Consider the following 25,249-nt stretch of genomic DNA (forward strand, 5'->3'; position numbering starts at 1 on the left):
GCGGGTCGTCGGGCGGTCCGTCGTAGGATCACGACAGACTGCTCGTCAACGGAGACGGAGAAGACACGATGCCATCTGCACCCAGCCCCCGAGGTCACGCCACCGCGTCGGTCGCGGCCATCCTCGCCGAATCGGCCGCCCGCCACCCCGACGACGTCGCCGTGATCGTCGGGACCACCTCGACCACCTACGCCGAGCTCTGGCAGCAGACGCTGGCCTACGCCGGCGCCCTCCGGGCCCGCGGCATCGGCCCCGGCGACCGGGTCGCCATGCTCGTCCCGAACGTCGCCGACTTCCCCCGCGTGTACTACGCCACGCTCGCCCTCGGCGCGGTCGCCGTGCCGGTGCACGCGCTGCTCAAGCGCCACGAGATCGAGTACGTGCTGAACGACAGCGGCTCCCGGCTGCTCGTCTGCGCCGCCCCCCTGCTCGGCGAAGGAGCCGCGGGAGCCCAGCTGGCCGGGGTCGACGTGCTGACCGTGCTCGCGCCTCCTGCCGGCGACGCCGCGACCACGACGCCCGACCGCCTCGAAGACCTGGCCGCCGCCGCCGAACCGCTCGACACCTACGTGCCGCGCGATCCGTTCGACACGGCGACGATCCTCTACACCAGTGGCACGACCGGGCAGCCGAAGGGTGCAGAGGGCTCGCACCTCGCGCTGATCGAGCAGGTCAACACCAACCTGATGACGACGTTCGACATGCACCGGGGCGACGTCCTGCTCGGGGCGCTGCCGCTGTTCCACACCTTCGGGCAGACCTGCACGATGAACACCGGGTTCCGGGTCGGAGCGACCATCGTCATGCTGCCGAAGTTCGACGGCGACGCCGCGCTGGCCGCCATGGTCGAGCACCGCTGCGAGGTGTTCATGGGGGTGCCGACGATGTACATGGCCCTCATCGCCGCCGCCGGGCGCAGCGAGGCGCGCCCGCCGCTGCGCTACGCCGTCTCGGGCGGTGCGTCGTTGCCGCTCGCGGTGCTCGAGAAGTTCCAGCAGGTCTTCGACGCCCCGATCCACGAGGGCTACGGCCTGACCGAGACCTCGCCCGTCGCGACCTTCAACCACGTCGGGGTGCCGCCTCGGCCCGGCACGATCGGCACGCCGATCTGGGGAGTCGACGTCGAGGTCGCCGACCAGCACGTCGAGGACTCGATCGTCCTGCTGCCGCACGGCGAGATCGGCGAGCTCGTGATCCGCGGGCACAACCTGATGAACGGCTACCTCGACCGCCCCGACGACACGGCGAAGGCCATCGTCGACGGCTGGTTCCGCACCGGCGACCTCGGCACGAAGGACGACGACGGCTACCTGACGATCGTCGACCGCACGAAGGACATGATCATCCGCAACGGCTACAACGTGTACCCGCGCCAGGTCGAGGAGGTGCTGGCCCAGCACCCCGACGTCACGATGGCCGCCGTCTTCGGCGTGCCCCACGAGCTGCACGGGCAAGAGATCGAGGCCGCCGTCGTCCTGCGTGAGGGCGCGGCCGTCAGCCCCGACGAACTCGTCGCGTTCGTCGCCGACGAGATCGCGGCCTACAAGTTCCCGCGCGTCGTGCACGTGCTCGACGCCCTGCCGCTCGGGCCCAGCGGCAAGGTGCTGAAGCGCGAGCTCGTCGACCGCTTCGGCACCCCGCAGGAGGCGCGCTCGGGCAGCTGACGGTCGGTCGCCGTCGTCGGGCGGTCACGCCGCTACGATGACCAGCCATGATCGCGATCGTGCTGGCCGCCCTGCTGTGGGGCACGACCGGCACGGTGGCGAGCACCGTCCCACCCGACGTGGGCCCGCTGGCCGTGGGCGCCGCGACGATGTGCGTCGGTGGTCTGCTGCTCGCCCTCACCGCGCCGCGCCTCACCCGCGGCGTGCTGAACGGTGGTGCGGCGTCGTGGCGGTGGCTCGTCCCCGGCGCGCTCGGCGTCGTCGTCTACCCGCTGGCGTTCTACTCGTCGATGTCGCTCGCCGGGGTCGCCGTGGGCAACGTTGTCTCGCTCGGCACGGCACCGGTTTTCGCGGCGCTGCTCGAGAGGACGCTCGACCCGCCCGCCCGGAGGCGGCCCCTGGAGGCGCGCTGGGTGGCCAGCGCGGCCCTCGCCGTCGTCGGCGTCGCCCTGCTCGCCGCGACCGGTCAGCACCCGGCGGGCCCGGAGGCCACCGCGCAGGTCGTCGGAAGCGCGGACGCGGCGACCGCGGCGACCGCGTCGGGCGCGTCGGCTCCGCTCGGCATCGCGCTGGGCGTGCTGGCGGGTCTGGCCTACGCCACCTACACGTACACGGCGGGCCGCCTGATCGCCGAGGGCCACCCGTCGCGGGGGGCCATGTCGGCGCAGTTCGGCCTGGGCGCGGTGCTGCTGCTGCCGGTGCTGCTGGCGACCGGGGCTCCGTTGCTCGGGTCGGGCGCCTCCGTGGGGGCCGCCGCGTACCTCGCGCTCGGCCCGATGTTCGTCGCCTACCTGCTCTTCGGCCGGGGTCTCCGCACTGTGTCGAGTTCGCGGGCGACGACGGTGACGCTGCTCGAACCGTTCGTCGCGACCCTGCTCGCGGTGCTCGTGGTGGGCGAGCGGCTCGGCCCGCCGGGCTGGCTCGGCCTCGCCCTGGTGCTCGCCGGCGTCGTGTCGGTCGTGCTGGCCCGACCCCCGCGCCCCTCCCGCCCCGGGGCCGTCGCCGCCTAGAGTGGAGCCTCGACGTCCGTGCCGCTGCCCCGTGCCCGGCGCGACCGGTCCGCCGCGGCGGGCCCGTCTCATCACGAAGGAGTGACATGAGCGACACCATCACCGCCCCCGCCCCGGCCGCCTCCGAGGGGCCCGAGATCCACAAGGGCCTGGCCGGCGTCACGGTCGACCGGACGGCGGTCTCGAAGGTCGACGCGGCCAGCAACTCGCTGCTCTACCGCGGGTACCCGGTGCAGCAGCTCGCCGCCGGGCGCGACGTCGAGGACGTCGCCTGGCTGCTGCTGCACGGCGAACTGCCCACCGCCGCCGAACGTCGCGACTTCGACGCCGAGCTGCGGTCGCACCGCGCGCTCGCCCCCGGCCTACAGCACCTGATCGACCTGATCCCGACCTCGGCCCACCCGATGGACGTCGTCCGCACGGCGGTCAGCGCGATCGGGGCCGCCCGGCCCGAGCCGACGACGGGTGCGGGCTCCTACGACGCCGACGAGACCCGTCGACTCGCCACGCACCTCTTCGCCGTGCTGCCGGCCGTCATCGCGTACGACCAGCGTCGTCGGCGCGACCTGCCGCCGGTGCCTCCGCGCGACGACCTGGGCTACAGCGCCGACTTCCTCCACCAGGTCTTCGACCGTGAGCCCGACGCACTCGACGTCGACGCGTTCGACACCTCGATGACGCTCTACGCCGAGCACTCGTTCAACGCCTCGACCTTCACCGCGCGGGTGATCGCCTCGACGCTGTCCGACCTGCACTCCGCGATCGTCGGAGCGATCGGTGCCCTCAAGGGCCCGCTGCACGGCGGCGCCAACGAGGCGGCCCTCGAGCTGCTCGACCGGGTCGGCCCCGCCGACGGCGCGGTGGCCTGGCTCGACGACGCGTTCGCCCGCAAGGAGAAGATCATGGGCTTCGGGCACCGGGTCTACAAGAACGGCGACAGCCGCGTCCCCACGATGGAGGACGCCCTCGGGCGCCTCGTCGACCGCGCCCGCGAGCAGGGCGACGAGCGCGTCGACGGGCTCAAGGAGACGTACGACGTCGTCGCCGCGACGGTCCTCGAGCGCAAGGGCCTGAAGCCCAACGTCGACTACCCGTCCGGTCTCGCGTACCACCTGATGGGCTTCGAGACGCCGGTGTTCACGCCGCTCTTCGTCGCGTCGCGCGTGCTCGGCTGGAGCGCCCACGTCATCGAGCAGCGCGAGGCGAACTCGCTCATCCGGCCGCTGAGCGACTACGACGGAGCCGCGCTGAGGGACGTCCCCGCCGCCTGACGCCTACCGTGGCCCGCATGCCGAACCAGCTGCGAGACGCCGTCAGCCCGTACCTCCGCTCGCACGCCGACAACCCCGTCGAGTGGCGGGCCTGGGGGCCGGGCCCGTTCGCCGAGGCGGCGGAGCGCGACGTGCCCGTGATGGTCTCGATCGGCTACTCGACCTGTCACTGGTGCCACGTCATGGCGCGCGAGAGCTTCGGCGACCCCGAGGTCGCGGCCCAGCTGTCGGCCGGGTTCGTCTCGGTCAAGGTCGACCGTGAGGAGCACCCCGACGTCGACTCGAGCTACCTCGCGGCCGCGTCGGCGTTCACCGAGGGGCTCGGCTGGCCGCTGACGGTGTTCGTCACGCCCGAGGGGCGGCCGTTCTACGCCGGCACGTACTTCCCGCCGGTCCCGGTGCAGGGCCGTCCGTCGTTCCGCCAGGTGCTCGACGCCGTCACCGACGCGTGGACGTCGCGTCGCGGCGAGGTCGACGCGACCGCGTCGGCCGTCCAGGAGGCGCTGGCCGCGGGGCCGGCGTCGGTCACCGGCACCGCGCCTCCCGGCCTCGACGCCGGGGTCGTCCTGCCGGGACGACCCGAGTTCGCCCACGCCGTCGCCCGCCTCGCCGCCCACGAGGACCGCGAGCACGGCGGCTTCGGCGGGGCGCCGAAGTTCCCGACGGCCCCGGCCCAGCTGGCGCTGCTCGCCCTCGGGGCCGGTGGTGACGACGGGGCGCTCGAACTCGTGTCGCGGACCCTCACCCGCATGGCCGCGTCGCCGCTGCGTGACCCCGTCGAGGGCGGGTTCTTCCGCTACGCGGTGCGACGCGACTGGTCCGAGCCGCACTACGAGCGGATGCTCTACGACAACGCGCAGCTGCTGCTGGCGTACTCACGGCTCTCCGTGCTCGACCCGGGCCCCGCCGACGCGGCTGTCGCCGACCCCGGCGCTGCTGCCGCCCCGGGCGCTGCTGCCGACCTCGGCGCTGCTGCCGACCCGGGCGCTGTCCCGAGGTCGGCAACTCAGGAGATCGCCGCCGATCCAGCTCGGGTGGCCGCCGGCATCGCCGATTTCCTGAGTTCGCGACTGCGGACGGCCGACGGGGCCTTCGGCTCGGCCCAGGACAGCGAGAGCACCATCGACGGCGTCCGCGACGAGGGCGGCTACTACGGGCGCGACGCCGCGGGCCGTGCGGCACTCGACCCGCCCCCCGTCGACGACAAGGTGCTGACCGGCTGGAACGGCCTGGCGATCGCCGCGCTCGCCGAGGCCGGTGCGCGGCACGGCCGCCCCGAGTGGATCGACGCCGCGACGGCTGCGGCCGAGCTGCTGCTCTCGCGGCACGTGATGGGCGACGGTCGACTGCTGCGCGCCTCCGTGGGGTCGGCCGTGTCGGACGCGGTGGCGACCCTCGAGGACCACGGCCTGTTCGCCTCGGGCCTGCTGGCCCTCGCGCTGGCGACGGGCGAGGCCCGGTACGCGATCGCCGCCCGGCGGTTCGTCGACGACTGCCTGCTCGACGAGGCCGACCCGCGCGTCGTGGCAGCACCGTCGGGCGGCGACCCGGTGCTCGTCGCGCAGGGCGTCGCGCTCACGAGCGACCCGAGCGAGGGCGCCTACCCCTCGGGGCGGAGCGCGATCGCGACGGCGGCCCTGACCCTCCATCAGCTGACGGGGGAGGCGCGCTACCGGTCCGTCGCCGAGCGTCTCGTCGCCGAGGTGGCCGGCTCGGCCCTCGACGCCCCGCTCGCCCACGGCACCACGTTCGGGCTGCTCGTCTCGCTCGAGGCGCCGCTGACGCAGCTGGTCGTCGTCGAGCCGGCGGGCGCCGCGGCGCCCGGCGCGGACCACGGCCTCGCACGGCGGGCACGCGATCTCGTGCGGCCCGGCAGCGTCGCCGCGGTGCTGGACGAGGAGGCGCTGGTCGCCTTCGCACACGCGGGCTTCGAGTTGTTCGCCGGTCGCACGGCCCCCGGGCGCGTGCCCACCGCCTACCTGTGCCGGGACTTCGTCTGCCGCCTTCCCGTCACCGACGCCGAAGCGCTCGACGGCCTGCTCGAGGTCGACTGAACGGGCGGGCGCTCAGGCGGCGACGGGGACGAGGGGCGCCGCGGGGTCGGTGACCCACTCGGCCAGCGAGCCGTCGTACACCGACACGTCGTGGCGACCGAGGACGGCGAAGGCGAGGGCGTCGACGCTCGCCGACACCCCGGAGGTGCAGTAGACGACCGTCCGTGGCTCGTCGGGCACGAGCGCGAGGCGATCGCGCAGCACCGACTCTCGGGCGAGGGTGCCGTCGTCGGCCCGGAGGGACTCGGAGGGGATGCTGACGCTGCCGGGGATGTGCCCGGCCCGTGCCAACGGGCCCGAGACGCCGTCGTACTCGTCGCGGGGCGAACCGCAGACGAGGGCCGCGCGTTCGTCGCCTGCCACCACGGACTCGACGAAGGCCTTGTCGACCCAGTGCCCTGGCCGTTCGGTCGCGACGAACCGGGCCGGCGTCGGCGTCACCTCGCCCAGGTCGTAGGGCTTGCCCTGCGCCAGCCAGTGCGACCATCCGCCGTCGAGGACCGCCACGGCGTCGTGGCCGTAGGCACGGAACAACCACCAGAGGCGAGACGCCCAGCGGCCGTCGAGCGTGTCGTAGACGACGACGGTGCTGTCGTTCGAGATGCCCAGCGCGGCCGTCGCGGCCTCGAACCGGTCGACGCCCGGGCGGGTGAAGGGCAGGTCGGACGCCGGGTCGCTGAAGTCGGCGAGCAGGTCGGCCAGCACGGCACCGGGCACGTGGCCGTCGCGCTCGAACCGGTCGCGGCCGGTCTCGTACGAGACGGACGAGGGATCGGCGTGCCCGTCGTGGCCGAGGTCGACGAGCACGGTGGCGTCGACGAGCACGGTGGCGTCGACGATCGTCAGGTCGTCGGCGCCGAGGTGGTCGGCGAGCCACTGCGTCGAGACGACGGGTGAGGTGAGGACGGGTGCCATGGCGCCCACGGTAACGGCGGCCGGTGACATCGACCAGTGCACCAGCAATGAAACGTCACGACGTCGTCGGCCGCACTCGCGCCGACCTCCGCACGCCCGGGCGCGCGCCCGTCGGCAGGGGCGCTCGAGCCGGGGGACGACTCAGCGGCCGGCCTTCTTGGCGCTGATCACCCCGGTGTCGAAGCCCATCAGGTTGAGGCCGCCGTTGAACCGGGCGTGTTCGACCTTCATGCAGCGGTCCATCACGACGGTCAGGCCGTTCTCCTCGCCGTACCGCGCAGCCTCTTCGTCGTAGATGCCGAGCTGCACCCAGATGGTCTTCGCGCCGATCGCCAGCACGTCGTCGACGACCGACCGGATGTCGGAGGCCTTGCGGAACACGTCGACGATGTCGGGCACCTCGGGCAGCGACGCCAGGTCGGGGTAGGCCTTCTGGCCGAGGATCGTGTCGGCGCGGGGATTGACGAAGTAGACGCGCAGGTCGGTCGACTGTTGCAGGTAGGTGCCGACGAACGAGCTCGACCGGCTCGGGTTCGGAGAGGCGCCGACGACGGCGACGCTCGTCGCGCCGCGCAGGATCGCCTGGCGCTCGCGGGCCGTGGGCCCCACCCACGTGCGCTGTGACCTGAGCAGCTTGGCCAGGGGCGACGACGAGGGCAGTTCGCAGGTCAGCCCGTTGGTCAGCTGCGTGGTGACGGTGTCGGTCACGTCGGGTCACTCGCCTTTCGTCGCCGCGGCCAGCGCCTGGTCGAGGTCGTGGATGATGTCGTCGGCGTCTTCGATGCCGACGCTGATGCGCACCGAGCCGGGCAGCACGCCGGCGTCGACGAGCTGCTGCTCGCTGAGCTGGGCGTGGGTGGTCGAGCCGGGGTGGATCACCAGGGTCTTGGCGTCGCCGATGTTGGCGAGGTGGCTGGCGAGCTCGACCGACTCGATGAAGGTCTTGCCCGCCGGTCGGCCGCCCTTCAGCTCGAAGGTGAAGACCGAGCCGGGGCCCTTGGGCAGGTACTTGGCCGCGCGGTCGTGGTGCGGGTGCCCGGGCAGTCCGGCCCAGCGCACGCGCTCGATGCGCGGGTCGGCGTCGAGCCACTCGGCCACCTGGCGGGCGTTGTCGACGTGGGCCTGCATGCGGAACGGCAGCGTCTCGACGCCCTGTGCGAGCAGGAAGGCCGAGTGCGGGGCGAGCGCCGGGCCGATGTCGCGCAGCTGCTCGGCGCGCAGGCGGGTGAGGAACGCGTACTCGCCGAAGTTGCCCGACCAGTTCAGCCCGCCGTAGCTCGGCACGGGTTGGTCGAAGAGCGGGAACCGCTCGCTGTCCCAGTCGAAGCGGCCGGACTCGACGACGACGCCGCCGAGCGTGGTGCCGTGCCCGCCGAGGAACTTCGTGGCCGAGTGCACGACGACGTCGGCACCCCACTCGATCGGCCGGTTGAGGTACGGCGTCGCGATGGTCGAGTCGACGATCAGGGGCAGGCCGTGCGCGTGCGCGACGTCGGCGAGGCCCTCGAGGTCGGCGACCTCGCCCGACGGGTTGGCGACGGTCTCGACGAACAGCACCTTCGTCTCGGGCCGGATCGCGGCGGCGTAGTCGGCCGGGTCGGAGGACTGCACGAACGTCGTCTCGACGCCGAAGCGGCGGAGGGTGACGTCGAGCTGGGTGATCGACCCGCCGTAGAGGTTCGCGCTGGCGACGATGTGGTCGCCCGCGCCGGCGAGCGAGGCGAAGGTGACGAACTGGGCGCTCAGCCCGCTCGCCGTGGCGACGGCGCCGAGCCCGCCCTCGAGGCTCGCGACGCGCTCTTCGAAGGAGGCGGTGGTCGGGTTGGCGAGGCGGCTGTAGATGTTGCCGTACTTCTGCAGGGCGAACCGCGCCGCGGCGTCGTCGGTGTCGTCGAACACGAACGCGCTCGTCTGGTAGATGGGCAGTGCCCGCGCCCCCGTCGCCGCGTCGGGGATGTTGCCCGCGTGGATCGCCCGCGTGCGGAAGCCGTACTCACGATCTGCCATGAGCCCACGCTAGCCGTTGGTCGTCACGCGGGGACTCGCCGCGTCACACGGCGGAACAGAACCGGCCCGCGCCTCCTGCTGGGGACGAGACGTGGGCGCGGCGTGGGCACGGCGTGGGCGAGGCGCGGACGCGAGCCGACGACGCCGGGGCCTCACTTCCAGCTGGGGATCCAGTAGTGCAGCCGGATGAACTCCCAGTCGGCGACCTGGGCCGTCCAGAGCGGGTAGAAGAAGACCGTCACGGCCACCGCGACCACGACCACGATCGCCGTCACGCCGATGCCGCTGAGCCGCCGCGACCGGTCGTCGGTGCGCCGACCGAGGACGATGCCGAGCACCGCGGCCAGGCCGAGCACGAGGTAGGGCTCGAACGCGATCGTGTAGAACTGGAACACCGTGCGGTCGGTGAACGCCAGCCACGGCAGATAGGCCGCGGCCACGCCGACCAAGATGGCCCCGTACCGCCACTCGCGGTAGCGCACGACCCGGTAGACGAGGTAGAGGCAGGCCGCGACGGCCGCGTACCAGATGAGCGGGTTGGCGATCGAGGTGATGGCCTCGCCGCAGCGTGCCACGTCGCAGCCGCCCTGGCCCTCGTCGAACCCCTGGTAGTACATGCTCGTCGGCCGCAGCATGAGCAGCCAGGTCAGGGGGTTCGCCTGGTACGCGTGGGGCGTGTGCAACCCGACGTTGAACCCGTAGACGCCCGCCTGATAGTGCCAGAAGTTCTGCACCACGTCGGGCACCCAGGCCAGGGCGCCCGTCCAGCGCGTGCCTCCGTCGGCGACCCAGTCGCGGTAGTAGCCACCCGAGGTGACGAACCAGCCGGTCCAGCTCGCGAGGTAGGCCACGACCGCGATCGGCACGGTCAGCACGAAGCTCACCGGTGCCTGCTTGAAGAGCGTGCCCGAGAGCCAGAACTCCACGCCGGCGCGGCGACGCGCGAGCATGTCGACCACGACGGTGTACACGGCGAAGAACGCCAAGAAGTACAGGCCGTTCCACTTGACGGCCGTTGCCAGGCCGCACATCAGCCCGGCGGTCACCAACCAGGGACGCGCCCACAGGGCGGGGCCCCAGGCGATGTCGCGGCCGGCGCCGCGCCTCCTCGCCCGCCAGGCCTCGAGCCGCCGGGCGCTCTGCCGTCGGTCCAGCAGCACCGCCCCGAAGGCCAGCAGGCCGAAGAACATGACGAAGTTGTCGAGCAGCGCCACCCGCGACATGACGATGGCGTGCCCGTCGATCGCGAGGAAGAACCCGGCCAGCGTGCCGAGCAGCGTCGAGCGCAGCAGCAGAGAGCCGATCACCGCGACCAGGGCGACCGCGAGGATGCCCACGACCGCCGTGCTGATGCGCCAGCTCGCCGGGTCCTCGGGGCCCACGGCGGCCATGCCGAGGCCGATCAACCACTTGCCGAGGGGCGGGTGCGCCACGAACGACGGTGCCGCGAGGAACCCGTCGACCCCGCCCGCGGCGAACGTCGGGTCGTAGTCGGCCGGCCACGACCCCTCGTAGCCGAGGTTGACCAACGACCAGGCGTCCTTGACGTAGTACGTCTCGTCGAACACGAGGGTCGCGGGCGTGTTCAGGTGCCACAGCCGCAGCGCGGCGGCGAGCAGGGTGACCGCGAGCGGGCCCGCCCAGGCCCAGGCGCGCCTCCTGGCCGGGGTGCGCAGGACGCGTCCCCACCAGGCGTCGAGACGGGTCGCGGGCGCCTCGCGGCGCGGGGTCGACGGCGGGTCGACGACGGTCGCCCCGCCGATCGTCACCGCCGTCGAGGCGTCGGGCGGCGCGGCCGGCTCACCGACCGTCGGACGGGCAGGAGGCGCGGTGTCGGTCTCGACGAGCGCGTCGAATTCTCGCTCGGCCCCGGTCGTCATCGGGCCATCGTAATTGTGCGCCTCGATGCCGGGGGACAATGGGCGGGTGATCGTCCTCGCCGCCACCCCCATCGGCAACCTCGGCGACGCCAGCCGCCGTCTGATCGAGACGCTCTCGAACGCCGAGGTCGTCGCCGCCGAAGACACCCGGACGGCCATCCACCTGATGCGCGCCCTGGGCGTCGAGAACCGTCCTCGCCTCATCGCGTTGCACGAGCACAACGAGCGCGAGAAGGCGGGCGAGATCGTCGAGCTGGCCCGCACCGCCGACGTGGTCGTGCTGACCGACGCCGGCATGCCCGCCATCAGCGACCCGGGGTTCCCGCTCGTCGAGGCCGCGGCGGCCGCCGGCGTGACGGTGACGTCCGTCCCGGGCCCGTCCGCCGTGCTCACGGCGCTCGCCGTGTCGGGGCTGCCGACCGACCGCTTCAGCTTCGAGGGCTTCCTGCCGCGCAAGCAGGGCGACCGGCTTCGGGTGCTGGGCGCGCTCGCCGACGAGCGCCGCACGATGGTGTTCTTCGAGTCGCCGCACCGCCTCGCCGACTCCCTGGGCGACCTCGTCACGACCCTCGGGGCGTCGCGTCGCGTCGTCGTCTGTCGCGAGCTGACGAAGCTGCACGAAGAGGTGCGCCGCGGCACCGCGGCCGAGCTCGCCGCCTGGGCCGCCGAGGGCGTCCGCGGTGAGATCTGTGTCGTGGTCGACGGTGCCCCCGAGCGCGTCGTCGACCTCGCGGCCGGGCTCGTGCAGGTGCAGGCGCTCGTCGCCGACGGCACCCGCCTCAAAGAGGCCACCGCCGACGTGGCCGCCGCCACGGGCCTGTCGAGGCGCGATCTCTACCAGGCCGCCCTCGCCGCCCGCCCACCCCGCGCGTAGGGCTCCGCGCGTCAGGCGCCACGTACCCCTCGCAGCGCGACGGGTGCAAGCTCGACGCAGGTGCGCGCCCGCCGGAGGCGCGGCCCCCCACGAGCAGGAGGCACGGCATGAAGGCGGTCCGTTTCGAGCAGTACGGCGACATCGACGAGCTGAAGGTCGAGCAGGTGGCGAAGCCCGAGGCGGGCCCGGGCCAGGTCGTGGTCGCGGTCAAGGCGGCCGGCCTCAACCCCGGCGAGGCGGCCATCCGCGCGGGGCTCATGCACGACGCGTTCCCCGCGGCGTTCCCGTCGGGGCAGGGCACGGACTTCGCCGGCGTCGTCGACGAGGTGGGCACGGGCGTCGACGAGTGGTCGGTCGGCGACGAGGTCGTCGGCTGGGCGAACCGGTCGTCCCACGCCGAGTTCGTCGTCGTCGACCACGACGAGCTCGTCGCCAAGCCCGAGAACGTGCCGTGGGAGGTCGCCGGCAGCATCAGCGTCACCGGTCCGACGGCCTACGCCGCCCTGCGTGCCGTGCAGGCGACCGAGGGCGACACGGTGGTCGTCTCCGCCGCGGCCGGCGGCGTCGGCGTGATGGTGTCGCAGCTCGCCGTCCTCGGCGGCCTGACCGTGATCGGCACCGCCAGCGAGCGCAACCACGACTTCCTGCGTCAGCTCGGCGTGACGCCCGTCGAGTACGGCGACGGCGTCGTCGACCGCATCCGCGAGGCCGCGCCGCAGGGCGTCGACGCCTACGTCGACTGCTTCGGCCACGGCAACGTCGGCTACGCGCTCGAGCTGGGCGTGGCACCGCAGCGCATCGACACGATCATCGACTTCGCGGCCGCAGAAGAGCACGGCGTGAAGGCCGAGGGCAGCGCCCAGGCCACGAGCCAGGCCGTCCTGTCCGAGCTGCTCGAGCTGATCTCGACGAACAAGATCATGGTGCCGATCGACGGCATCTTCCCCCTCGACGACGTCAAGGACGCCTACCGCGACCTCGAGGACGGCCACGCCCGCGGCAAGTACGTGCTGGGCATGGACGTCGTCGAGTACCCGGGCGAACACGCGGGCGAGCGGGCGGGTTCGGACGACCGCACCGACGAGCACCCCGCGACCTGACCGGTCGACGCGGCCCGCGCCTCCTCGTCCCCGGCGGCGGACGCAGGAGGCGCGGGTCGCGTCACACCGTCGGTGCCCCCACCTAAGATGGTCACCATGCCCGCCGGCGACTCCTTCTTCATCGCAACGCCCATCTTCTACGTCAACGACGTGCCGCACATCGGCCACGCCTACACCGAGGTCGCAGCCGACGTGCTGGCCCGGTGGCACCGTCAGCGGGGCGACGACGCCTGGCTGCTGACCGGCACCGACGAGCACGGCCAGAAGATCCTGCGCACCGCCACGAGCCACGGCGTCACGCCGCAAGAGTGGGCCGACAAGCTCGTCACCGAGGCCTGGAAGCCCCTCCTCGAGACCGTCGACATCGCCAACGACGACTTCATCCGCACCACCGACGCCCGGCACGAGGCCGGCGTGCAGAAGTTCCTGCAGAAGCTCTACGACGACGGCTTCATCTACCAGGGCGAGTTCGAGGGCTTCTACTGCGTCGGCTGCGAAGAGTACAAGCAGCCGAGCGACCTCGTGCCCGGCACCGGCGCCTACGAGGGCGAGCATGTCTGCGCGATCCACAGCATCCCGGTCGAGGTGCTGCAAGAGAGCAACTACTTCTTCCGCATGAGCGACTTCGAGCAGCGCCTGCTCGACCTCTACGAGTCGCAGCCCGACTTCGTGCAGCCCGACTCGGTCCGCAACGAGGTCGTCTCGTTCGTCAAGCAGGGCCTGCGCGACCTCTCGATCTCGCGGCAGAGCTTCGACTGGGGCGTCAAGGTGCCCTGGGACGAGAAGCACGTCGTCTACGTGTGGTTCGACGCCCTGCTGAACTACGTCACCGCGATCGGCTACGGCGTCGACGACGACGAGTTCGAGCGCCGCTGGCCGGCCGTGCAGCTCGTCGGCAAAGACATCGTGCGGTTCCACGCCGTCATCTGGCCCGCCATGCTCATGGCCGCCGGGCTGCCCGTGCCCAAGAACGTCTTCGGCCACGGCTGGCTGCTCGTCGGCGGCGAGAAGATGTCGAAGTCGAAGCTCACCGGCATCGCCCCGCAGCAGATCACCGACGTCTTCGGCGCCGACGCGTTCCGCTATTACTTCATGCGCGCCATCACCTTCGGCCAAGACGGCAACTTCAGCTGGGAAGACATCGCGGCCAGGTACCAGGCCGAGCTGGCCAACGGCTTCGGCAACCTCGCCTCGCGCGTCGTCGCCATGATCACCCGGTACTTCGACGGCGTCGTGCCCGTCGCGGGCGACCTGACCGAGGCCGACCTCGCGGTCCGCGAGACCGAACTGCGCGTCACCGCCGAGGCCGACGCCGCGATCGACCGGTTCGCCATCAACGAGGCCCTCGCCTCGATCTGGCAGCTCGTCGACCAGCTGAACGGCTACATCACCGAGCAAGAGCCGTGGGCCATCGCGAAAGACGCGTCGCAGCGCGAGCGCCTCGGCACCGTGCTCGCCACGGCCCTCCGCGGCCTCGGCACGCTGACGGTGCTGCTGTCGCCGTTCGTCCCGACGGCCACCCACACCCTGTGGCAGTCCATCGGGCAGGGCGAGCTCACCAGCCAGCCCGTCGACCGGGCCGCCGAGTGGTCGAGCGCTCCCGCCGTCCAGCCGCTCGCCGCCGGGCTCTTCCCCCGCATCGAGCAGCCCGAGCCGGCCGCATGAGCGGCGACGCGGCCGGGGGTGGCCCGACCCGTGACGGCACGACCGGTGGCGACGCGACCGGTGACGGCTCGACCGGCGGCGGGCCCGCGACGCACGTCCGGCACCGCTCGTCCGGCGGCGACCAGAAGCGCGACCTGACGTACCCCGCGCCTCCCCAGCCGCTCGTCGTCCCGGTCTACGACAACCACACGCACCTCGAGATCGCCGACGGCGTCGGTGACGACGGCAACGGTCCCCTCGACTACCGCGAGCACCTCGACCGGGCCTCGGCCGTCGGCGTTCGCGGCGTGGTCCAGGTCGGCACCGACCTCGAGACCTCCCGCTGGTCGGCCGAGATCGCCAGCCGCGAGCCGCGCGTGCTCGCCGCCGTCGCGATCCACCCGAACGAGGCCCCGGCCCTGGCCGCCGCGGGCACCCTCGACGACGCCCTGGCCGAGATCGACGAGCTCGCGGCCCGCCCCCGCGTGCGCGCCGTCGGCGAGACCGGCCTCGACTTCTTCCGCACCGGCGACGACGGCCGGGCGGCGCAGCTCGAGGCGTTCCGCGGTCACATCGAGATCGCCAAGCGACACGGCCTCGCCCTGCAGATCCACGACCGCGACGCTCACGACGACGTCGTCGATCTGCTGCTCGAGGTGGGCGCGCCCGAGCGCACGGTCTTCCACTGCTTCAGCGGCGGCCCCGAGCTCGCCGGCATCCTCGCCGAGAACGGTTGGTACGCGTCGTTCTCCGGCACGGTGACCTTCACGAACGCCCAGCCCCTGCGCGACGCGCTCGTGCAGCTGCCGCGCAACCTGATCATGGTCGAGACCGACGCGCCCTACCTGACGCCGGTGCCCTACCGCGGGCGGCCCAACGCCCCGTACCTGATCCCCTTCACGCTGCGCTCGATGGCCGAGACGATCGGCACCGACGTCTCGATGCTCGCCGCCCAGATCTCGTCGACGACCGAGCTGGTCTACGGCACCTGGGACAGCGAGCCCGTGACGGTCGAGGGCTGATGTCGCGCGCCACCCTGCTCGGCCCAGCCGAGATCCGCGACCTCGCCGACCTGCTCGGCGTCCAGCCGACCAAGAAGCTCGGTCAGAACTTCGTCCACGACGCCAACACCGTCCGGCGCATCGTCGCCGCCTCGGGCGTCTCGGCCGGCATGACCGTCGTCGAGATCGGCCCCGGGCTCGGCTCGCTCACCCTCGGACTGCTCGAGGCGGGTGCCAAGGTCGTCGCCGTCGAGATCGACAAGCGCCTCGCCGAGCAACTGCCGAAGACCGTCGCGATGCTGCAGCCGGCCGCAGACCTCACCGTCGTGGTCGACGACGCCCTGCGGGTCACGACGCTGCCCGACCAGCCGACCCACCTCGTCGCCAACCTGCCCTACAACGTCAGCGTCCCGGTGCTGCTGCACTTCCTCGAGCACTTCGACGGGCTCGAGCACGGTCTCGTCATGGTCCAGGCCGAGGTCGGCCTGCGGCTCGCCGCCGAGCCGGGGTCGAAGGTCTACGGCGGCCCGAGCATCAAGGCGGCCTGGTACGGCGAGTTCCGGGCCGCGGGCCAGGTCAGCCGCCAGGTCTTCTGGCCGGTGCCGAACGTCGACAGCATCCTCGTCGGATTCGACCGCAAGCAGGCCCGCGGTGACGAGCTCGAGCGCCGGGCGACGTTCGCCCTCGTCGACGCGGCCTTCCAGCAGCGACGCAAGATGCTCCGACAGTCGCTGTCGTCCCTCTACGGTTCGTCGTCCGCCGCGGCCGCGGCACTCGAACGTGCCGGCCTCGCGCCCACGCAGCGGGGCGAGCAGTTGACCGTCGACGACTTCCTCGCCGTGGCCCGGGCCAGCGACGTCGACGCCCTCGCCGGGGCCTCGGTCGCGGCCGTCCTGCATGCCGACGAGGGCGAGGCCGGCTGAGCCGTGCCCCGACGCAAGGACGATCACCGCGACGGGGCCCGGGGCCCGGGTTCCGGTCAGAGGTCGGGCGCCGGTGCGGGCGCGGGTTCGGGTTCGGGCGGTGCCGATCGAGGGCGCGGTGAGCAGCGGCTCAGCGACGCACGGCTCGGGTCGGGCACGGGGCGGAGTGCGGCCGAGTGGTTCGCGCGGCTCGACGCCGCGGGGGCGACGCGACTGTCGCACGAACAGATCTCGCGCCTCCTGGTCGACGAGTTCGAGGTCGTGCCCTGGTGGGCCGAGGGCATCACGGTGCGGTACGAGCAAGAACGCGGCGTCGAGCCGCCGGGGCGTCAGCCGGACGGCAGCTACGCGGTCACCGTCGGGCGGAGCCTCCGTGGCGCGCCCCTCGAGTTGCTCGACCTGGCGATCGAGCGCTTCGCCGGATACGCCGGCGGACGGCCCGACGCCGTGGCCCGGTCGGCGACGCAGCCGACGGCCGTGTGGGCCCTCGCGCACGGCGACACCCTGCACCTGCGGGTGGTGCCGACCGGGGGGCCGAAGTGCTCGGTCACGCTGACCCAGGGCAGCCTGCGCCTGCCCGAACGCGTCCAGCCCGTGAAAGAGGGGTTGACGCGGGCCTTCGGCGTCATGGGCGATCGCCAGAACTGACTAGGTTGGAACCATGACGTCCGTGGCCGCCCCCACCGTGGTCCACACGCGTGCGCCGGGAAAGATCAACGTCTTCCTCGCCGTCGGCGACCTGCAAGACGACGGATACCACGACCTGGCGACCGCCTACCAGGCCGTCTCGCTCTACGAAGACGTGCGCGCGCGTCACGCCGACGGGTTCACCGTCGGGGTGACCGGCGGCCCGTCGATCGACGTGTCCGGCGTGCCGACCGACGAGTCGAACCTCGCGATCAAGGCAGCCCGCCTGCTGGCCGAGACCACCGGTTACGCCGGGGGAGTCGCGCTGACCATCGACAAGGCCGTCCCCGTCGCCGGCGGCATGGGCGGCGGATCGGCCGACGCGGCCGCCACCCTGCTCGCCTGCGACACCCTCTGGGGCACCGGCGTGGGCCGCGACGAGCTGCTGCGGCTCTCGGCGCGGCTCGGTGCCGACGTCCCGTTCGCCTTCGCCGGCGGCACCGCGATCGGCACCGGCCGCGGGGACGAGCTCAGCCCCGCCCTGGCGAAGGGGCAGTTCCAGTGGGTGCTCGCCGTCGCCGACGTCGGCCTCTCGACGCCCCGCGTCTACGACGAGCTCGACGCCCACCGCCTGCGCCACCAGGGCGAGATCCGGTCGGTGCGACACCCTGTCGTCGACGCCGGCGTGCTGCAGGCCCTACGGGCCGGCGACCCCGGCATGCTGGCCGACGCGATGCACAACGACCTCCAGGCCCCCGCACTGCACCTGCAGCCGGGCCTGGCCGAGGTGCTCGAGCTCGGCGAGGGCAACGGCGCCCTGGCCGGCGTCGTCTCGGGCTCGGGGCCGACCGTGGCGTTCCTCGCGCCCGACCTCGACGGAGCCCTCGAGCTGCAGATCGCCCTGAGCGCCGCGCGCCTCACGGTCGTCCGGGCCACGGGCCCGGTGCACGGCGCCCGCGTCGTCACCGACTGACTCCGCCGCGGCCGTGGCCGTGGCCGCGGCTGCTGCCGCTGCCGCAGGCCCCGACGCCCCAGGAAGTCGCCGAGACCCCTGCGCGCGCATAAGGGTCTCGGCGACTTTCCGGGGTCTCGGCGACGGGCGGGCGTCCAGCCGGGGTCAGCGCTCGTACTTGAGCACGTTCGTGCGGGTCAGGTGCCACTCGTCCGCGACGTGGAAGCCCTTCGCGGCGAGGTCGGCCGTGACGCGGGGGCGCCAGTCCTGCTTGTCGCTCGTGACGAGCCAGACCACGTCGAGGTCGTCGGTGCGGTCGATGACGTCCTCGAGCGGGTACTGGGTCTCCCACAGCCCCCCGGTCTCGGCCGCGGGCGTCTCGAGCGTGAAGTCGGACATGCCCTCGAACGCGGCGGGGTAGGTGTTCTCGATGATGCGCGAGGTGGCCTTGGGGTGCCGGCGGACCGGGCCGAACACGACGCCCTCGGCCGTGCCGGCCGGTTCGAGCGCCCGCTGCTCGGCGACGAGGTCGGCGACCTGGTTCCACGCGGCGCTGTCCTTCGCCTCGGGCTGGCGTTGGCGCTCCCAGGTCGGGGCGGTGAGCACGAGGGCGAGCAGCACCACCAGGGCGATCACGCGACGCCAGGGCACGGCAGCCACCGCGACGGCCATCATGATCGCCACGGCGGGGGTGCCGAAGGTCAGGTACCGGGGTGAGTACAGCGGTTCGGTGACGAGCGAGACGCCGACGAGTCCGATCGTGGGCACGATCATCCACGGCAGGACGACCGCGACGAGTCCGCGGGCCCGCGGCACGAGACCGGCGGCGACGACGACGAGGCTGGCGACCACGAGCATCCAGCCGAACACCGCGAAGCGGTCGTTCTGGTAGAACCACTGCGTCGTGAGCACCTGGTTGATCGTGGCGAAGCTCGGTCGGTCGAGCCAACCGACCTGGCCGCTCTGCTCGGACGTGAAGTACACCACCGGCAGACTCGCGAGACCGGCGACGGCGGCCCCGCAGAACCAGCCGACGAACGAGCCCCGGGCCCCGTGCGGTCGCCGACCCTCGGCCGACGGGTGTGTCGCCGACCCGGGCACCGAGGCACCGATCCGCTCGGCGTCGGCCCGGCGTCGGCGCTCGAGGCGCCACTGCAGCAGCATCGTGACGCCGTGGCCGACCACGACGAAGGCGACGTACAGGAAGAACAGCACCGAGACGACGGCGAGGACGGCGTAGCCCACCCACCAGCGGACGGCCGACGCGCGGGTGCGCGTCTCGCCCACCTCGGCGGTGCGCCTGGCCGCCGTGACGAGCACGAGGGTCAGGGCGACGGCGAACATCGCCGAGAACGCGTACGAGCGGCCCTCGCCGCCCATCCACGTCACCCGGGGGATCAGGCAGAACAGCAGGCCGGCCACGACGGCCGTGCGCCGGTCGGCGAGCGTGCGGGCGAGCACCACCGTGAACGCGGCGGCGAGACCCGTGACGATGGTGCTCGGCACCCGCAGCGCGACGGGCGAGTACGGGAACACGTCGAACCACAGGTGCATGAAGGCGTAGTAGGTGGCGTGGACCAGGTCGACGCTCTGCACCATCTGCCAGAGCTGGCCCCAGCTGCGGGTCGCCGAGATGACCGTCGCCGCCTCGTCGTACCAGACCGACGGCACCCAAAGGAAGGCGCCCGAGACGACGGCCGCGAGCACGCCGATCAGCAGGGCGTCGAGATGACGCCAGTGCCGGAGGCGCGCGAGGGTGGTGCCCCGCCCGGTGTCGGGCGTCGCGGATACAGTGGGCGCGGTCGATCGACCGTCGTCCCGGTTCTGGAGGTTCGTCATGTCGTCTCTTCCCCCTCTCGGCGGATCTCGCGCGCGACGCGGTGGTGACGCGCACGCAATGGCCGCGCGCGGCGGTGGCACGCACGGTGCCGACGTGCGCGACGGTGGACACGGCGGCGACCCCGCCGAGGGCGAGCGCTACTCGCGCAGCGTGCGCCTGCCGGGGTTCGGTCTGGGCTCCCAGGGGCGTCTGGCGACGTCGAGGGTGCTCGTGGTCGGGGCCGGCGGGCTGGGCGCGCCGGTCATCCAATATCTCGCAGCCTCGGGTGTGGGAACCCTGGGAATCGTCGACGACGATGCCGTCGACCTGTCGAACCTACAGCGCCAGGTGCTGTTCCGGCCCGACCAGCTGGGGTTCCCCAAGGCGCGTGCCGCGGCCGACTGGGTGCGTGCCGCGAACCCCGACGTGACCGTCGTCGCCCACCCGTTCCGCCTCGGCGAGCGCACCGTCGACCTGCTCGACGACTACGACCTGGTGGTCGACGGCAGCGACTCGTTCGACACCTGCTACCTCGTCGCGGACGCCGCAGCGGCCCGCGGGCTGCCCGTCGTCTGGGGCAGCGTCAACCGCTGGGACGGCCAGTTCAGCGTGTTCTGGGACGACGCCCCCGACGGCCGGGCGGTCGACTACCGCGACCTGCACCCGGCCCCGCCCGCCTCGGGCTGGGACGAGTCCTGCGCCGACGTCGGCGTGCTGGGGCCACTCTGCGGCACGGTCGGCACGGGCATGGCGAGCGAGGCGGTCAAGCTGCTGACCGGTCTCGGTGAGCCGCTGCTCGGCCGGGTCGTGACGATCGACGCCCTGGGCGGCACCTGGCGCGAGAGCCGCCTGGCCCGTGCCCCGCACCGGGCCGAGGCCCGGGCCACGGTGAACGCCGCGCGCCGCGCCTCCTCGTCGCCGTCCGAGTCCTCGACGTCGGGTGCCGAGGGCGCCGAGGGCCCCGCCGACGGCGTGACGCCCACGGGCCGCAGCGTGGGCCCCGACGTCGACGCCGATCGGCTGGCAGGCCTGCTGGAGGCGCGCGCGGCCGGTGACACCGCCTTCACGTTGCTCGACGTGCGAGAGGTCGACGAGCACGACTTCGCGCACATCCGGGGCGACGTGCTCGCGGCCGGCTACGGGACGCGCACGCGACAGCGGCCCGACCTCGACCCGGCCCAGCCGGTCGTCGTGTACTGCGCCCGGGGTCCGCGGGCCCGGGCGGCCGCCGACCTGCTGGCCGGCGACGGCTTCGAGGTGTCGGTGCTGCACGGGGGCATGCTCGGGTGGCAGCTGGCGCAGGGCACGCCGGCACTCGGCTCCTGATCGGTCACGTCACCGAGAGAGAGACGCCTCGGCTCCCGACCGGACCGGGCTCAGCCTCCGGCGAAGGGTGGCATGACGTCGATGACGGCGCCGTCGGGTACGAGTTGTTCACGGTCGCGGGTGGTCAGGCCGTCGACCAAGAACGAGCAGCGCAGCAGCACGTCACGGAAGTCCGCGGCCGAGGTGCCCTCGACGGGCCGGACCTCGGTCAGCAGGCGGCCGACGGTGGGGCGCTCGCCCGCGGGCACCTCGACGCGCTGGTCGTCGCGACCCACGGCCGTGCGGGCGGCCGCGAAGAACCGCAGCGTCGCCGAGACGCCGGTCGGTGCGGCGCCGGTCGCCGAGACGCCGGTCGGTGCCGCGCCGGTCGGTGCGACATCGGCTGGGGCGGCGTCGGTCGGGGGGTGCGGGGCGGTCGTGGGGTGGGGTTCGGTGGTCGTCACGTCAGCCTCCGATGGCGCTCATGGTGCGTTCCGGTTGCACGAAGTCGGGGTCGTCGATGCCGTGCCCCGAGGGCTTGGCCCACATGGCGCCGCGCCAGGCGTCCGCCAGCTCGTCGTCGCTCGCGCCGCCCCGCAGCAGGTCGCGGAGCCCGGTCTCGCCTCCGCTGAAGAGGCAGCTGCGGATGCCCCCTTCGGCGGTCATGCGCGTGCGACGGCAGTCGGCGCAGAACGGTTCGCTGACCGAGGCGATGATGCCGACGCGGCCGGTCAGCCCGGCGTCGTCACCGCGGCCCACGGCGTCGAACAGTTCGGCGGGCGCGCCGTCACGCTCGACGTCGGCAGGGCTGAGGTCGAAGCGGGTGGCGATCAGCGAGTGGATGTCGCGAGACGTGACGAAGGAGGCGCGGTCCCAGCTGCGGTCGGCGTCCAGGGGCATCTGCTCGATGAAGCGCAGCTCGTGGCCGCCGCGCAGCGCCCAGGCGAGCAGGTCGGGTGCCTCGTGGTCGTTGACGCCCGGCAGCAGCACGGCGTTGATCTTGACCGGGGTGAGGCCGGCCGCGGCCGCGGCGTCGACCCCGGCGAGGACCTTGTCGAGGAACGGCCGTCGCGACACCTTCATGAACGTCTCGGCGTGCAGCGAGTCGAGCGACACGTTGACCCGGTCGAGCCCGGCGTCGGCGAGGGCCTGCGCCCGGTGCGCCAGGCCGATGGCGTTCGTCGTCAGCGAGACCTCGGGTCGCGGTTCGATCGCTGCGACGCGGCGCACGATGTCGATCAGGTCGGCGCGCAGCAGCGGCTCGCCGCCGGTGAACCGCACCTGGCGGACGCCGAGCGACCGCACGCCGATGCCGACCAGCCGCACGATCTCGTCGGCGTCCAGCGCCTGCTCGCGGGGCAGGGCGGGCAGACCCTCGGCCGGCATGCAGTAGGTGCAGCGCAGGTTGCACTTGTCGGTCAGTGAGACGCGCAGGTCGGTCGCGGTGCGGCCGAAGCGGTCGAGCAGTCCCGGTGCGGCATCGCTCGACGGCCGGGGCGGCAGCAGGGCGTCGGCGGAGGCCCTCCCGGGCATGGTGGGCAGTCCGAGCGAGACGGTCATCTGTCGAGGTTAAGCCCGCGGGGCCGTGCGCGCGGTGTCCGTGGCCGGCGACCCGCGCCTCCGTTCGTTCCGTGGCGCACCGTCGCCCGGCCGCGACGGGTCGAGGACGGCGTCGCACCAGTCGACGACCACCGGGTCGTGCGTGGCGACGACGACGGTCGTGCAGGCGTCGCGCAGCGCCGCCAGGGCGGTGAGCGCGAGGCCGCGGGCCCGGTCGTCGAGTGCCGAGGTGGGCTCGTCGGCGACGACCAGGCGGGGCCCCTGCGCGACGAGGCGGGCCAGGCCGACCCGCTGCTGCTCGCCCCCGCTCAGTGGCCCGACGCGGCTGCCCGCCCGGTCGTCGAGGTCGAGCATCGTCAGGGCCCGGTGCACGGCCGCGGCGCGGTCCCGTCGCAAGAGGCCGGCGGGCCGGACGACCCCCACGTTCTGGGCGACGGTCCAGTCGGGCACGAGGGTCCCGCGCTGCAGCAGCACGCCGCAGGTGGTGCGGAGGTACGCCCGCAGCCGGGCCCGCCCGAGCGAGGTCACGTCGGTGCCGCCGAACGTCACGCGTCCCTCGTCGGGTGCGCGGAGGCCGGCGAGGCACGCCAGCAGGGTGGACTTGCCGCTGCCGTTCGGCCCGACGACGGCCAGCGTCGAGCCTCGGTCGAGCGTCGTCGAGACGCCCGTCCAGAGCGGGCGTCCGTCCACGGTGATGCCGAGCCGGTGGACGGCCAGTCGGTCGATGTCGGTCATTCGTCTTCTCTCGGGGTCAGGAGGCGCGGGCGGCGTGCCCACGCGCGTCGCGTCCACGACAGGCTCGCGAATCGCGTGGTGAGGTCGGTCGCCGTCAGGCCCAGGACGAGCAGGGCCGCCGCCGCCGGGGCCAGGGGGCTGACCACGAAGCCGGCGGGGACCACCGCGACCGCCACGAGGGCGGCCGTCGCGGTGAAGGCGGCACCGACGGCGAGGTCGGCCGCGGAGGCCCGCCCGGGGCGGCGTCCGGCGAGGGCGAGGGCATCGGTCCGCGGACGTCGCCGGGCCGCCGTGGCCAGGGCCGTGGTGACGGTGCCGAGCACGAGCACGAGCCCCGTCGTCGAGGCGAGCACCACCGCGAGCAGGGTCTCCCGCCGGCTCGCTCGCAGGACCTCCTGCTGGTCGTCGGCGACGTTCTTCCAGGCGGAGACCAGCCCGCCGATCCCGGCCCGGGCGAGGTCGCGCTCGACGGCACGGGGGTCGTCGAAGCCGATCCAGCCGTTGAAGGCCGAGACCGCGAGCATCTCGTCGGGCACGACGTCCAGGGGCAACTCGGCCTCGACTCGGACCGGCACGTCGATGCCGAAGGGGCCCGAGGTGACAGGGCTCACCGGGGGCTCGTCCCGGGGCAGGTCGCGGAAGACGTACCGCCGGGGAGGTCCGGCCTGCCCGTCGACCGCCCAGTGCGTGTCGAGGACGAGGTCCAGCTCGGCCCGCGCCGATTCGCGATCGACGGGCCGGGCGTCGACGCGGACGAGAAGGGTGTCGGGGTCGGTGCCGGCGGTCGTGCTCGGCGGCGCCAGGTGGAGCACCATGCCGGGGACGATGGTGGGGTCGGCCAGCCGGGCGTGCCCGGTCGCGAGGTGGTGACGCGCGATCGGGCCGAGCTGCCGCGGGAACTCCTCCTCGGTGGCGCCGGCGACCCCGACCCACATCGACCACCACCGCGAGGCGTCGGGGTCGGCCGCCACGGTCCGTTCGACCTGCCGCGTCGCGTCGAGGGCGGTCGTGGCGACGCCGACGCCCGCGACGACGACCAGGACCAGGCCGGCGTGCAGGGCGATCGGCAGCGCCTCGCGACGGAGGGCGTCGAGACGACCGACCGTGGTCGCCACCAGACGCCGTGGCGCGGCGGCGGGCAGCGCGAGCAGGTGCACGGCCAGCACCCCGGCCGTCGTGACGGCGGCGAGGGCAGACCACAGGGGCAGCACCACCTCGGGTCGCCGGTGGTCGGCGACCACGACCCAGGCTCCGAGGACGACGCCGGTGGCCACCAGCAGCACGGCGCCGGTCGCGACGGCGACGGGCGCCAGGTCGCGTCCCCGGGAGCGCCACGAGGGCCAGCCGATCACGGTGCGGAGTGCGGTGGACGCTCGCCGTCGGTGCCCTTGGCGGGCGGCCGTCGCGAGCAGCAGGACGGCGACGCCCACGGTGACGAGTGCGACGGGCCTGCTGCGCAGGACGGCGGGCACCGTCCCGGCCAGGGACTGCCGCGCGTCCTGCGGTGCGAACCCGGCGTCGTCGAGGCGGTCGAGCAGCCTCGTGTAGTCGGCACCCGTGGCGTCGGTCGTGTACGAGCCTCGTAGCTCGCGGTCCCCGAGGTCGGCGCCAGGGTGCACGACGTGAGACAACCACGGCGTGACGGGCTGCTCGACGGCACCCCGGAGCGGGTACGCGTGCGTCACGGTCTCGGGGGCCCACGGGTCGGCCTCGACGTGGGCGAGGTCGACGCCGAGTTCGTCAGCCACCCGACCCAGGGTCGCGACGGGGTCGGGGTCGACGGTGGGGGGCGGTACGGCGGCCAGCACGAAGGCGTTGCCGAGGGGGCGCGACCCGAACGCCTCGCTCTCGGCGAGGGCGTGGAGCCCCACGACGGCCGCCGCGGCGACCGCCGCCACGACCCCGAGG

General features: G+C 73.4%; 21 protein-coding genes. 12 read left to right on the plus strand and 9 right to left on the minus strand.

The genetic code is table 11. The features are described 5' to 3' along the window. Positions 1–68: 68 nt before the first annotated feature. The 4 genes from ITJ55_RS10015 (at position 69) to ITJ55_RS10030 (ending at position 5,999) form a co-directional block, all read left to right on the plus strand. Complete coding sequence (locus tag ITJ55_RS10015) at positions 69–1,664, plus strand: long-chain fatty acid--CoA ligase (RefSeq protein WP_194595224.1); 1,596 nt, start codon at positions 69–71, stop codon at positions 1,662–1,664. A gap of 47 nt (positions 1,665–1,711) precedes the next feature. After that, entirely contained in the window at positions 1,712–2,674 is a 963-nt protein-coding gene (locus ITJ55_RS10020; protein ID WP_194595225.1) for a DMT family transporter, read from the plus strand. An 86-nt stretch (positions 2,675–2,760) separates the two neighbouring features. Continuing rightward, positions 2,761–3,945 (plus strand): bifunctional 2-methylcitrate synthase/citrate synthase, encoded by a 1,185-nt coding sequence (locus ITJ55_RS10025; RefSeq protein WP_194595226.1) that lies wholly within the window; start codon positions 2,761–2,763, stop codon positions 3,943–3,945. 17 nt (positions 3,946–3,962) lie between these two features. Next, on the plus strand, positions 3,963–5,999 hold the full coding sequence (locus ITJ55_RS10030) for a thioredoxin domain-containing protein (protein WP_194595227.1): 2,037 nt from the start codon (positions 3,963–3,965) through the stop codon (positions 5,997–5,999). 12 nt (positions 6,000–6,011) lie between these two features. Here the strand turns inward: ITJ55_RS10030 and ITJ55_RS10035 are convergent, their stop codons facing one another. The 4 genes from ITJ55_RS10035 to ITJ55_RS10050 all read right to left on the minus strand — a co-directional run bounded on the left by ITJ55_RS10035 (position 6,012) and on the right by ITJ55_RS10050 (position 10,801). After that, positions 6,012–6,914, minus strand: coding sequence for a sulfurtransferase (locus ITJ55_RS10035; protein ID WP_194595228.1), 903 nt, complete (start codon positions 6,912–6,914; stop codon positions 6,012–6,014). A gap of 141 nt (positions 6,915–7,055) precedes the next feature. Next, positions 7,056–7,622, minus strand: coding sequence for a CoA-binding protein (locus ITJ55_RS10040; RefSeq protein WP_370544107.1), 567 nt, complete (start codon positions 7,620–7,622; stop codon positions 7,056–7,058). A 6-nt stretch (positions 7,623–7,628) separates the two neighbouring features. Then, the gene (locus ITJ55_RS10045; RefSeq protein WP_194595229.1) at positions 7,629–8,921 is read right to left on the minus strand and encodes an O-acetylhomoserine aminocarboxypropyltransferase/cysteine synthase family protein; all 1,293 of its coding nucleotides are present in this window, start codon (positions 8,919–8,921) and stop codon (positions 7,629–7,631) included. A 152-nt stretch (positions 8,922–9,073) separates the two neighbouring features. Then, positions 9,074–10,801 carry a dolichyl-phosphate-mannose--protein mannosyltransferase gene (locus tag ITJ55_RS10050; RefSeq protein WP_194595230.1) on the minus strand — a complete coding sequence of 576 codons (1,728 nt, stop codon included), beginning with the start codon at positions 10,799–10,801 and terminating at the stop codon, positions 9,074–9,076. Positions 10,802–10,847: 46 nt separating this feature from the next. Between ITJ55_RS10050 and rsmI the strand changes: the two genes are divergently transcribed. The 7 genes from rsmI to ITJ55_RS10085 all read left to right on the plus strand — a co-directional run bounded on the left by rsmI (position 10,848) and on the right by ITJ55_RS10085 (position 17,943). Continuing rightward, positions 10,848–11,675 (plus strand): 16S rRNA (cytidine(1402)-2'-O)-methyltransferase, encoded by an 828-nt coding sequence (gene rsmI / locus ITJ55_RS10055; protein ID WP_194595231.1) that lies wholly within the window; start codon positions 10,848–10,850, stop codon positions 11,673–11,675. Positions 11,676–11,782: 107 nt separating this feature from the next. After that, positions 11,783–12,775, plus strand: coding sequence for an NADP-dependent oxidoreductase (locus ITJ55_RS10060; RefSeq protein WP_194595232.1), 993 nt, complete (start codon positions 11,783–11,785; stop codon positions 12,773–12,775). Between the two features lie 96 nt (positions 12,776–12,871). Next, entirely contained in the window at positions 12,872–14,440 is a 1,569-nt protein-coding gene (metG, locus tag ITJ55_RS10065; RefSeq protein WP_194595233.1) for a methionine--tRNA ligase, read from the plus strand. Continuing rightward, a complete protein-coding gene (locus tag ITJ55_RS10070) occupies positions 14,437–15,441 on the plus strand; it encodes a TatD family hydrolase (protein WP_194595234.1) in 1,005 nt (334 codons plus the stop codon). The genes metG and ITJ55_RS10070 overlap by 4 nt, the downstream gene beginning before the upstream one ends. Beyond that, positions 15,441–16,343, plus strand: a complete 903-nt coding sequence (rsmA, locus tag ITJ55_RS10075) for a 16S rRNA (adenine(1518)-N(6)/adenine(1519)-N(6))-dimethyltransferase RsmA (protein ID WP_194595235.1) — start codon at positions 15,441–15,443, stop codon at positions 16,341–16,343. Before ITJ55_RS10070 ends, rsmA begins: the two co-directional genes overlap by 1 nt. A 3-nt stretch (positions 16,344–16,346) precedes the next feature. Next, entirely contained in the window at positions 16,347–16,991 is a 645-nt protein-coding gene (locus ITJ55_RS10080; protein ID WP_194595236.1) for a hypothetical protein, read from the plus strand. Between the two features lie 13 nt (positions 16,992–17,004). Next, on the plus strand, positions 17,005–17,943 hold the full coding sequence (locus tag ITJ55_RS10085) for a 4-(cytidine 5'-diphospho)-2-C-methyl-D-erythritol kinase (RefSeq protein WP_194595237.1): 939 nt from the start codon (positions 17,005–17,007) through the stop codon (positions 17,941–17,943). A gap of 144 nt (positions 17,944–18,087) precedes the next feature. Here the strand turns inward: ITJ55_RS10085 and ITJ55_RS10090 are convergent, their stop codons facing one another. Further along, positions 18,088–19,761, minus strand: coding sequence for a glycosyltransferase family 39 protein (locus tag ITJ55_RS10090; protein WP_194595238.1), 1,674 nt, complete (start codon positions 19,759–19,761; stop codon positions 18,088–18,090). Positions 19,762–19,855: 94 nt separating this feature from the next. On the opposite strand from ITJ55_RS10090, the gene ITJ55_RS10095 reads away from it, so the two are divergent. Then, positions 19,856–21,067 (plus strand): ThiF family adenylyltransferase, encoded by a 1,212-nt coding sequence (locus tag ITJ55_RS10095; RefSeq protein WP_370544108.1) that lies wholly within the window; start codon positions 19,856–19,858, stop codon positions 21,065–21,067. A gap of 50 nt (positions 21,068–21,117) precedes the next feature. Here ITJ55_RS10095 and ITJ55_RS16525 read toward each other — a convergent pair whose 3' ends face one another. The 4 genes from ITJ55_RS16525 to ITJ55_RS10115 are packed head-to-tail and all read right to left on the minus strand — an operon-like array spanning position 21,118 to position 25,239. Beyond that, on the minus strand, positions 21,118–21,510 hold the full coding sequence (locus ITJ55_RS16525; protein WP_370544109.1) for a MoaD/ThiS family protein: 393 nt from the start codon (positions 21,508–21,510) through the stop codon (positions 21,118–21,120). Position 21,511: 1 nt separating this feature from the next. Beyond that, positions 21,512–22,606 carry a GTP 3',8-cyclase MoaA gene (gene moaA, locus ITJ55_RS10105; RefSeq protein WP_157490248.1) on the minus strand — a complete coding sequence of 365 codons (1,095 nt, stop codon included), beginning with the start codon at positions 22,604–22,606 and terminating at the stop codon, positions 21,512–21,514. Between the two features lie 9 nt (positions 22,607–22,615). Further along, the gene (locus ITJ55_RS10110; protein ID WP_194595240.1) at positions 22,616–23,341 is read right to left on the minus strand and encodes an ABC transporter ATP-binding protein; all 726 of its coding nucleotides are present in this window, start codon (positions 23,339–23,341) and stop codon (positions 22,616–22,618) included. After that, entirely contained in the window at positions 23,338–25,239 is a 1,902-nt protein-coding gene (locus ITJ55_RS10115) for a hypothetical protein (protein ID WP_194595241.1), read from the minus strand. Before ITJ55_RS10115 ends, ITJ55_RS10110 begins: the two co-directional genes overlap by 4 nt. Positions 25,240–25,249 lie beyond the last annotated feature (10 nt).

Origin of the sequence: Frigoribacterium sp. VKM Ac-1396 (genome assembly GCF_015350895.1) — a bacterium.
GTDB lineage: Bacteria > Actinomycetota > Actinomycetes > Actinomycetales > Microbacteriaceae > Frigoribacterium.

Excerpts from the sequence above, each read along its gene's own strand:
- ITJ55_RS10050 (WP_194595230.1), bottom strand. The coding sequence starts at position 10,801 with ATGACGACCGGGGCCGAGCGAGAATTCGACGCGCTCGTCGAGACCGAC.
- ITJ55_RS10035 (WP_194595228.1), bottom strand. The coding sequence starts at position 6,914 with ATGGCACCCGTCCTCACCTCACCCGTCGTCTCGACGCAGTGGCTCGCC.
- metG (WP_194595233.1), top strand. The coding sequence starts at position 12,872 with ATGCCCGCCGGCGACTCCTTCTTCATCGCAACGCCCATCTTCTACGTC.
- ITJ55_RS10030 (WP_194595227.1), top strand. The coding sequence starts at position 3,963 with ATGCCGAACCAGCTGCGAGACGCCGTCAGCCCGTACCTCCGCTCGCAC.
- ITJ55_RS10045 (WP_194595229.1), bottom strand. The coding sequence starts at position 8,921 with ATGGCAGATCGTGAGTACGGCTTCCGCACGCGGGCGATCCACGCGGGC.
- ITJ55_RS10110 (WP_194595240.1), bottom strand. The coding sequence starts at position 23,341 with ATGACCGACATCGACCGACTGGCCGTCCACCGGCTCGGCATCACCGTG.
- ITJ55_RS10015 (WP_194595224.1), top strand. The coding sequence starts at position 69 with ATGCCATCTGCACCCAGCCCCCGAGGTCACGCCACCGCGTCGGTCGCG.
- rsmA (WP_194595235.1), top strand. The coding sequence starts at position 15,441 with ATGTCGCGCGCCACCCTGCTCGGCCCAGCCGAGATCCGCGACCTCGCC.
- ITJ55_RS10020 (WP_194595225.1), top strand. The coding sequence starts at position 1,712 with ATGATCGCGATCGTGCTGGCCGCCCTGCTGTGGGGCACGACCGGCACG.
- ITJ55_RS10090 (WP_194595238.1), bottom strand. The coding sequence starts at position 19,761 with ATGACGAACCTCCAGAACCGGGACGACGGTCGATCGACCGCGCCCACT.
- ITJ55_RS10060 (WP_194595232.1), top strand. The coding sequence starts at position 11,783 with ATGAAGGCGGTCCGTTTCGAGCAGTACGGCGACATCGACGAGCTGAAG.
- moaA (WP_157490248.1), bottom strand. The coding sequence starts at position 22,606 with ATGACCGTCTCGCTCGGACTGCCCACCATGCCCGGGAGGGCCTCCGCC.
- ITJ55_RS10070 (WP_194595234.1), top strand. The coding sequence starts at position 14,437 with ATGAGCGGCGACGCGGCCGGGGGTGGCCCGACCCGTGACGGCACGACC.
- ITJ55_RS10025 (WP_194595226.1), top strand. The coding sequence starts at position 2,761 with ATGAGCGACACCATCACCGCCCCCGCCCCGGCCGCCTCCGAGGGGCCC.
- ITJ55_RS10085 (WP_194595237.1), top strand. The coding sequence starts at position 17,005 with ATGACGTCCGTGGCCGCCCCCACCGTGGTCCACACGCGTGCGCCGGGA.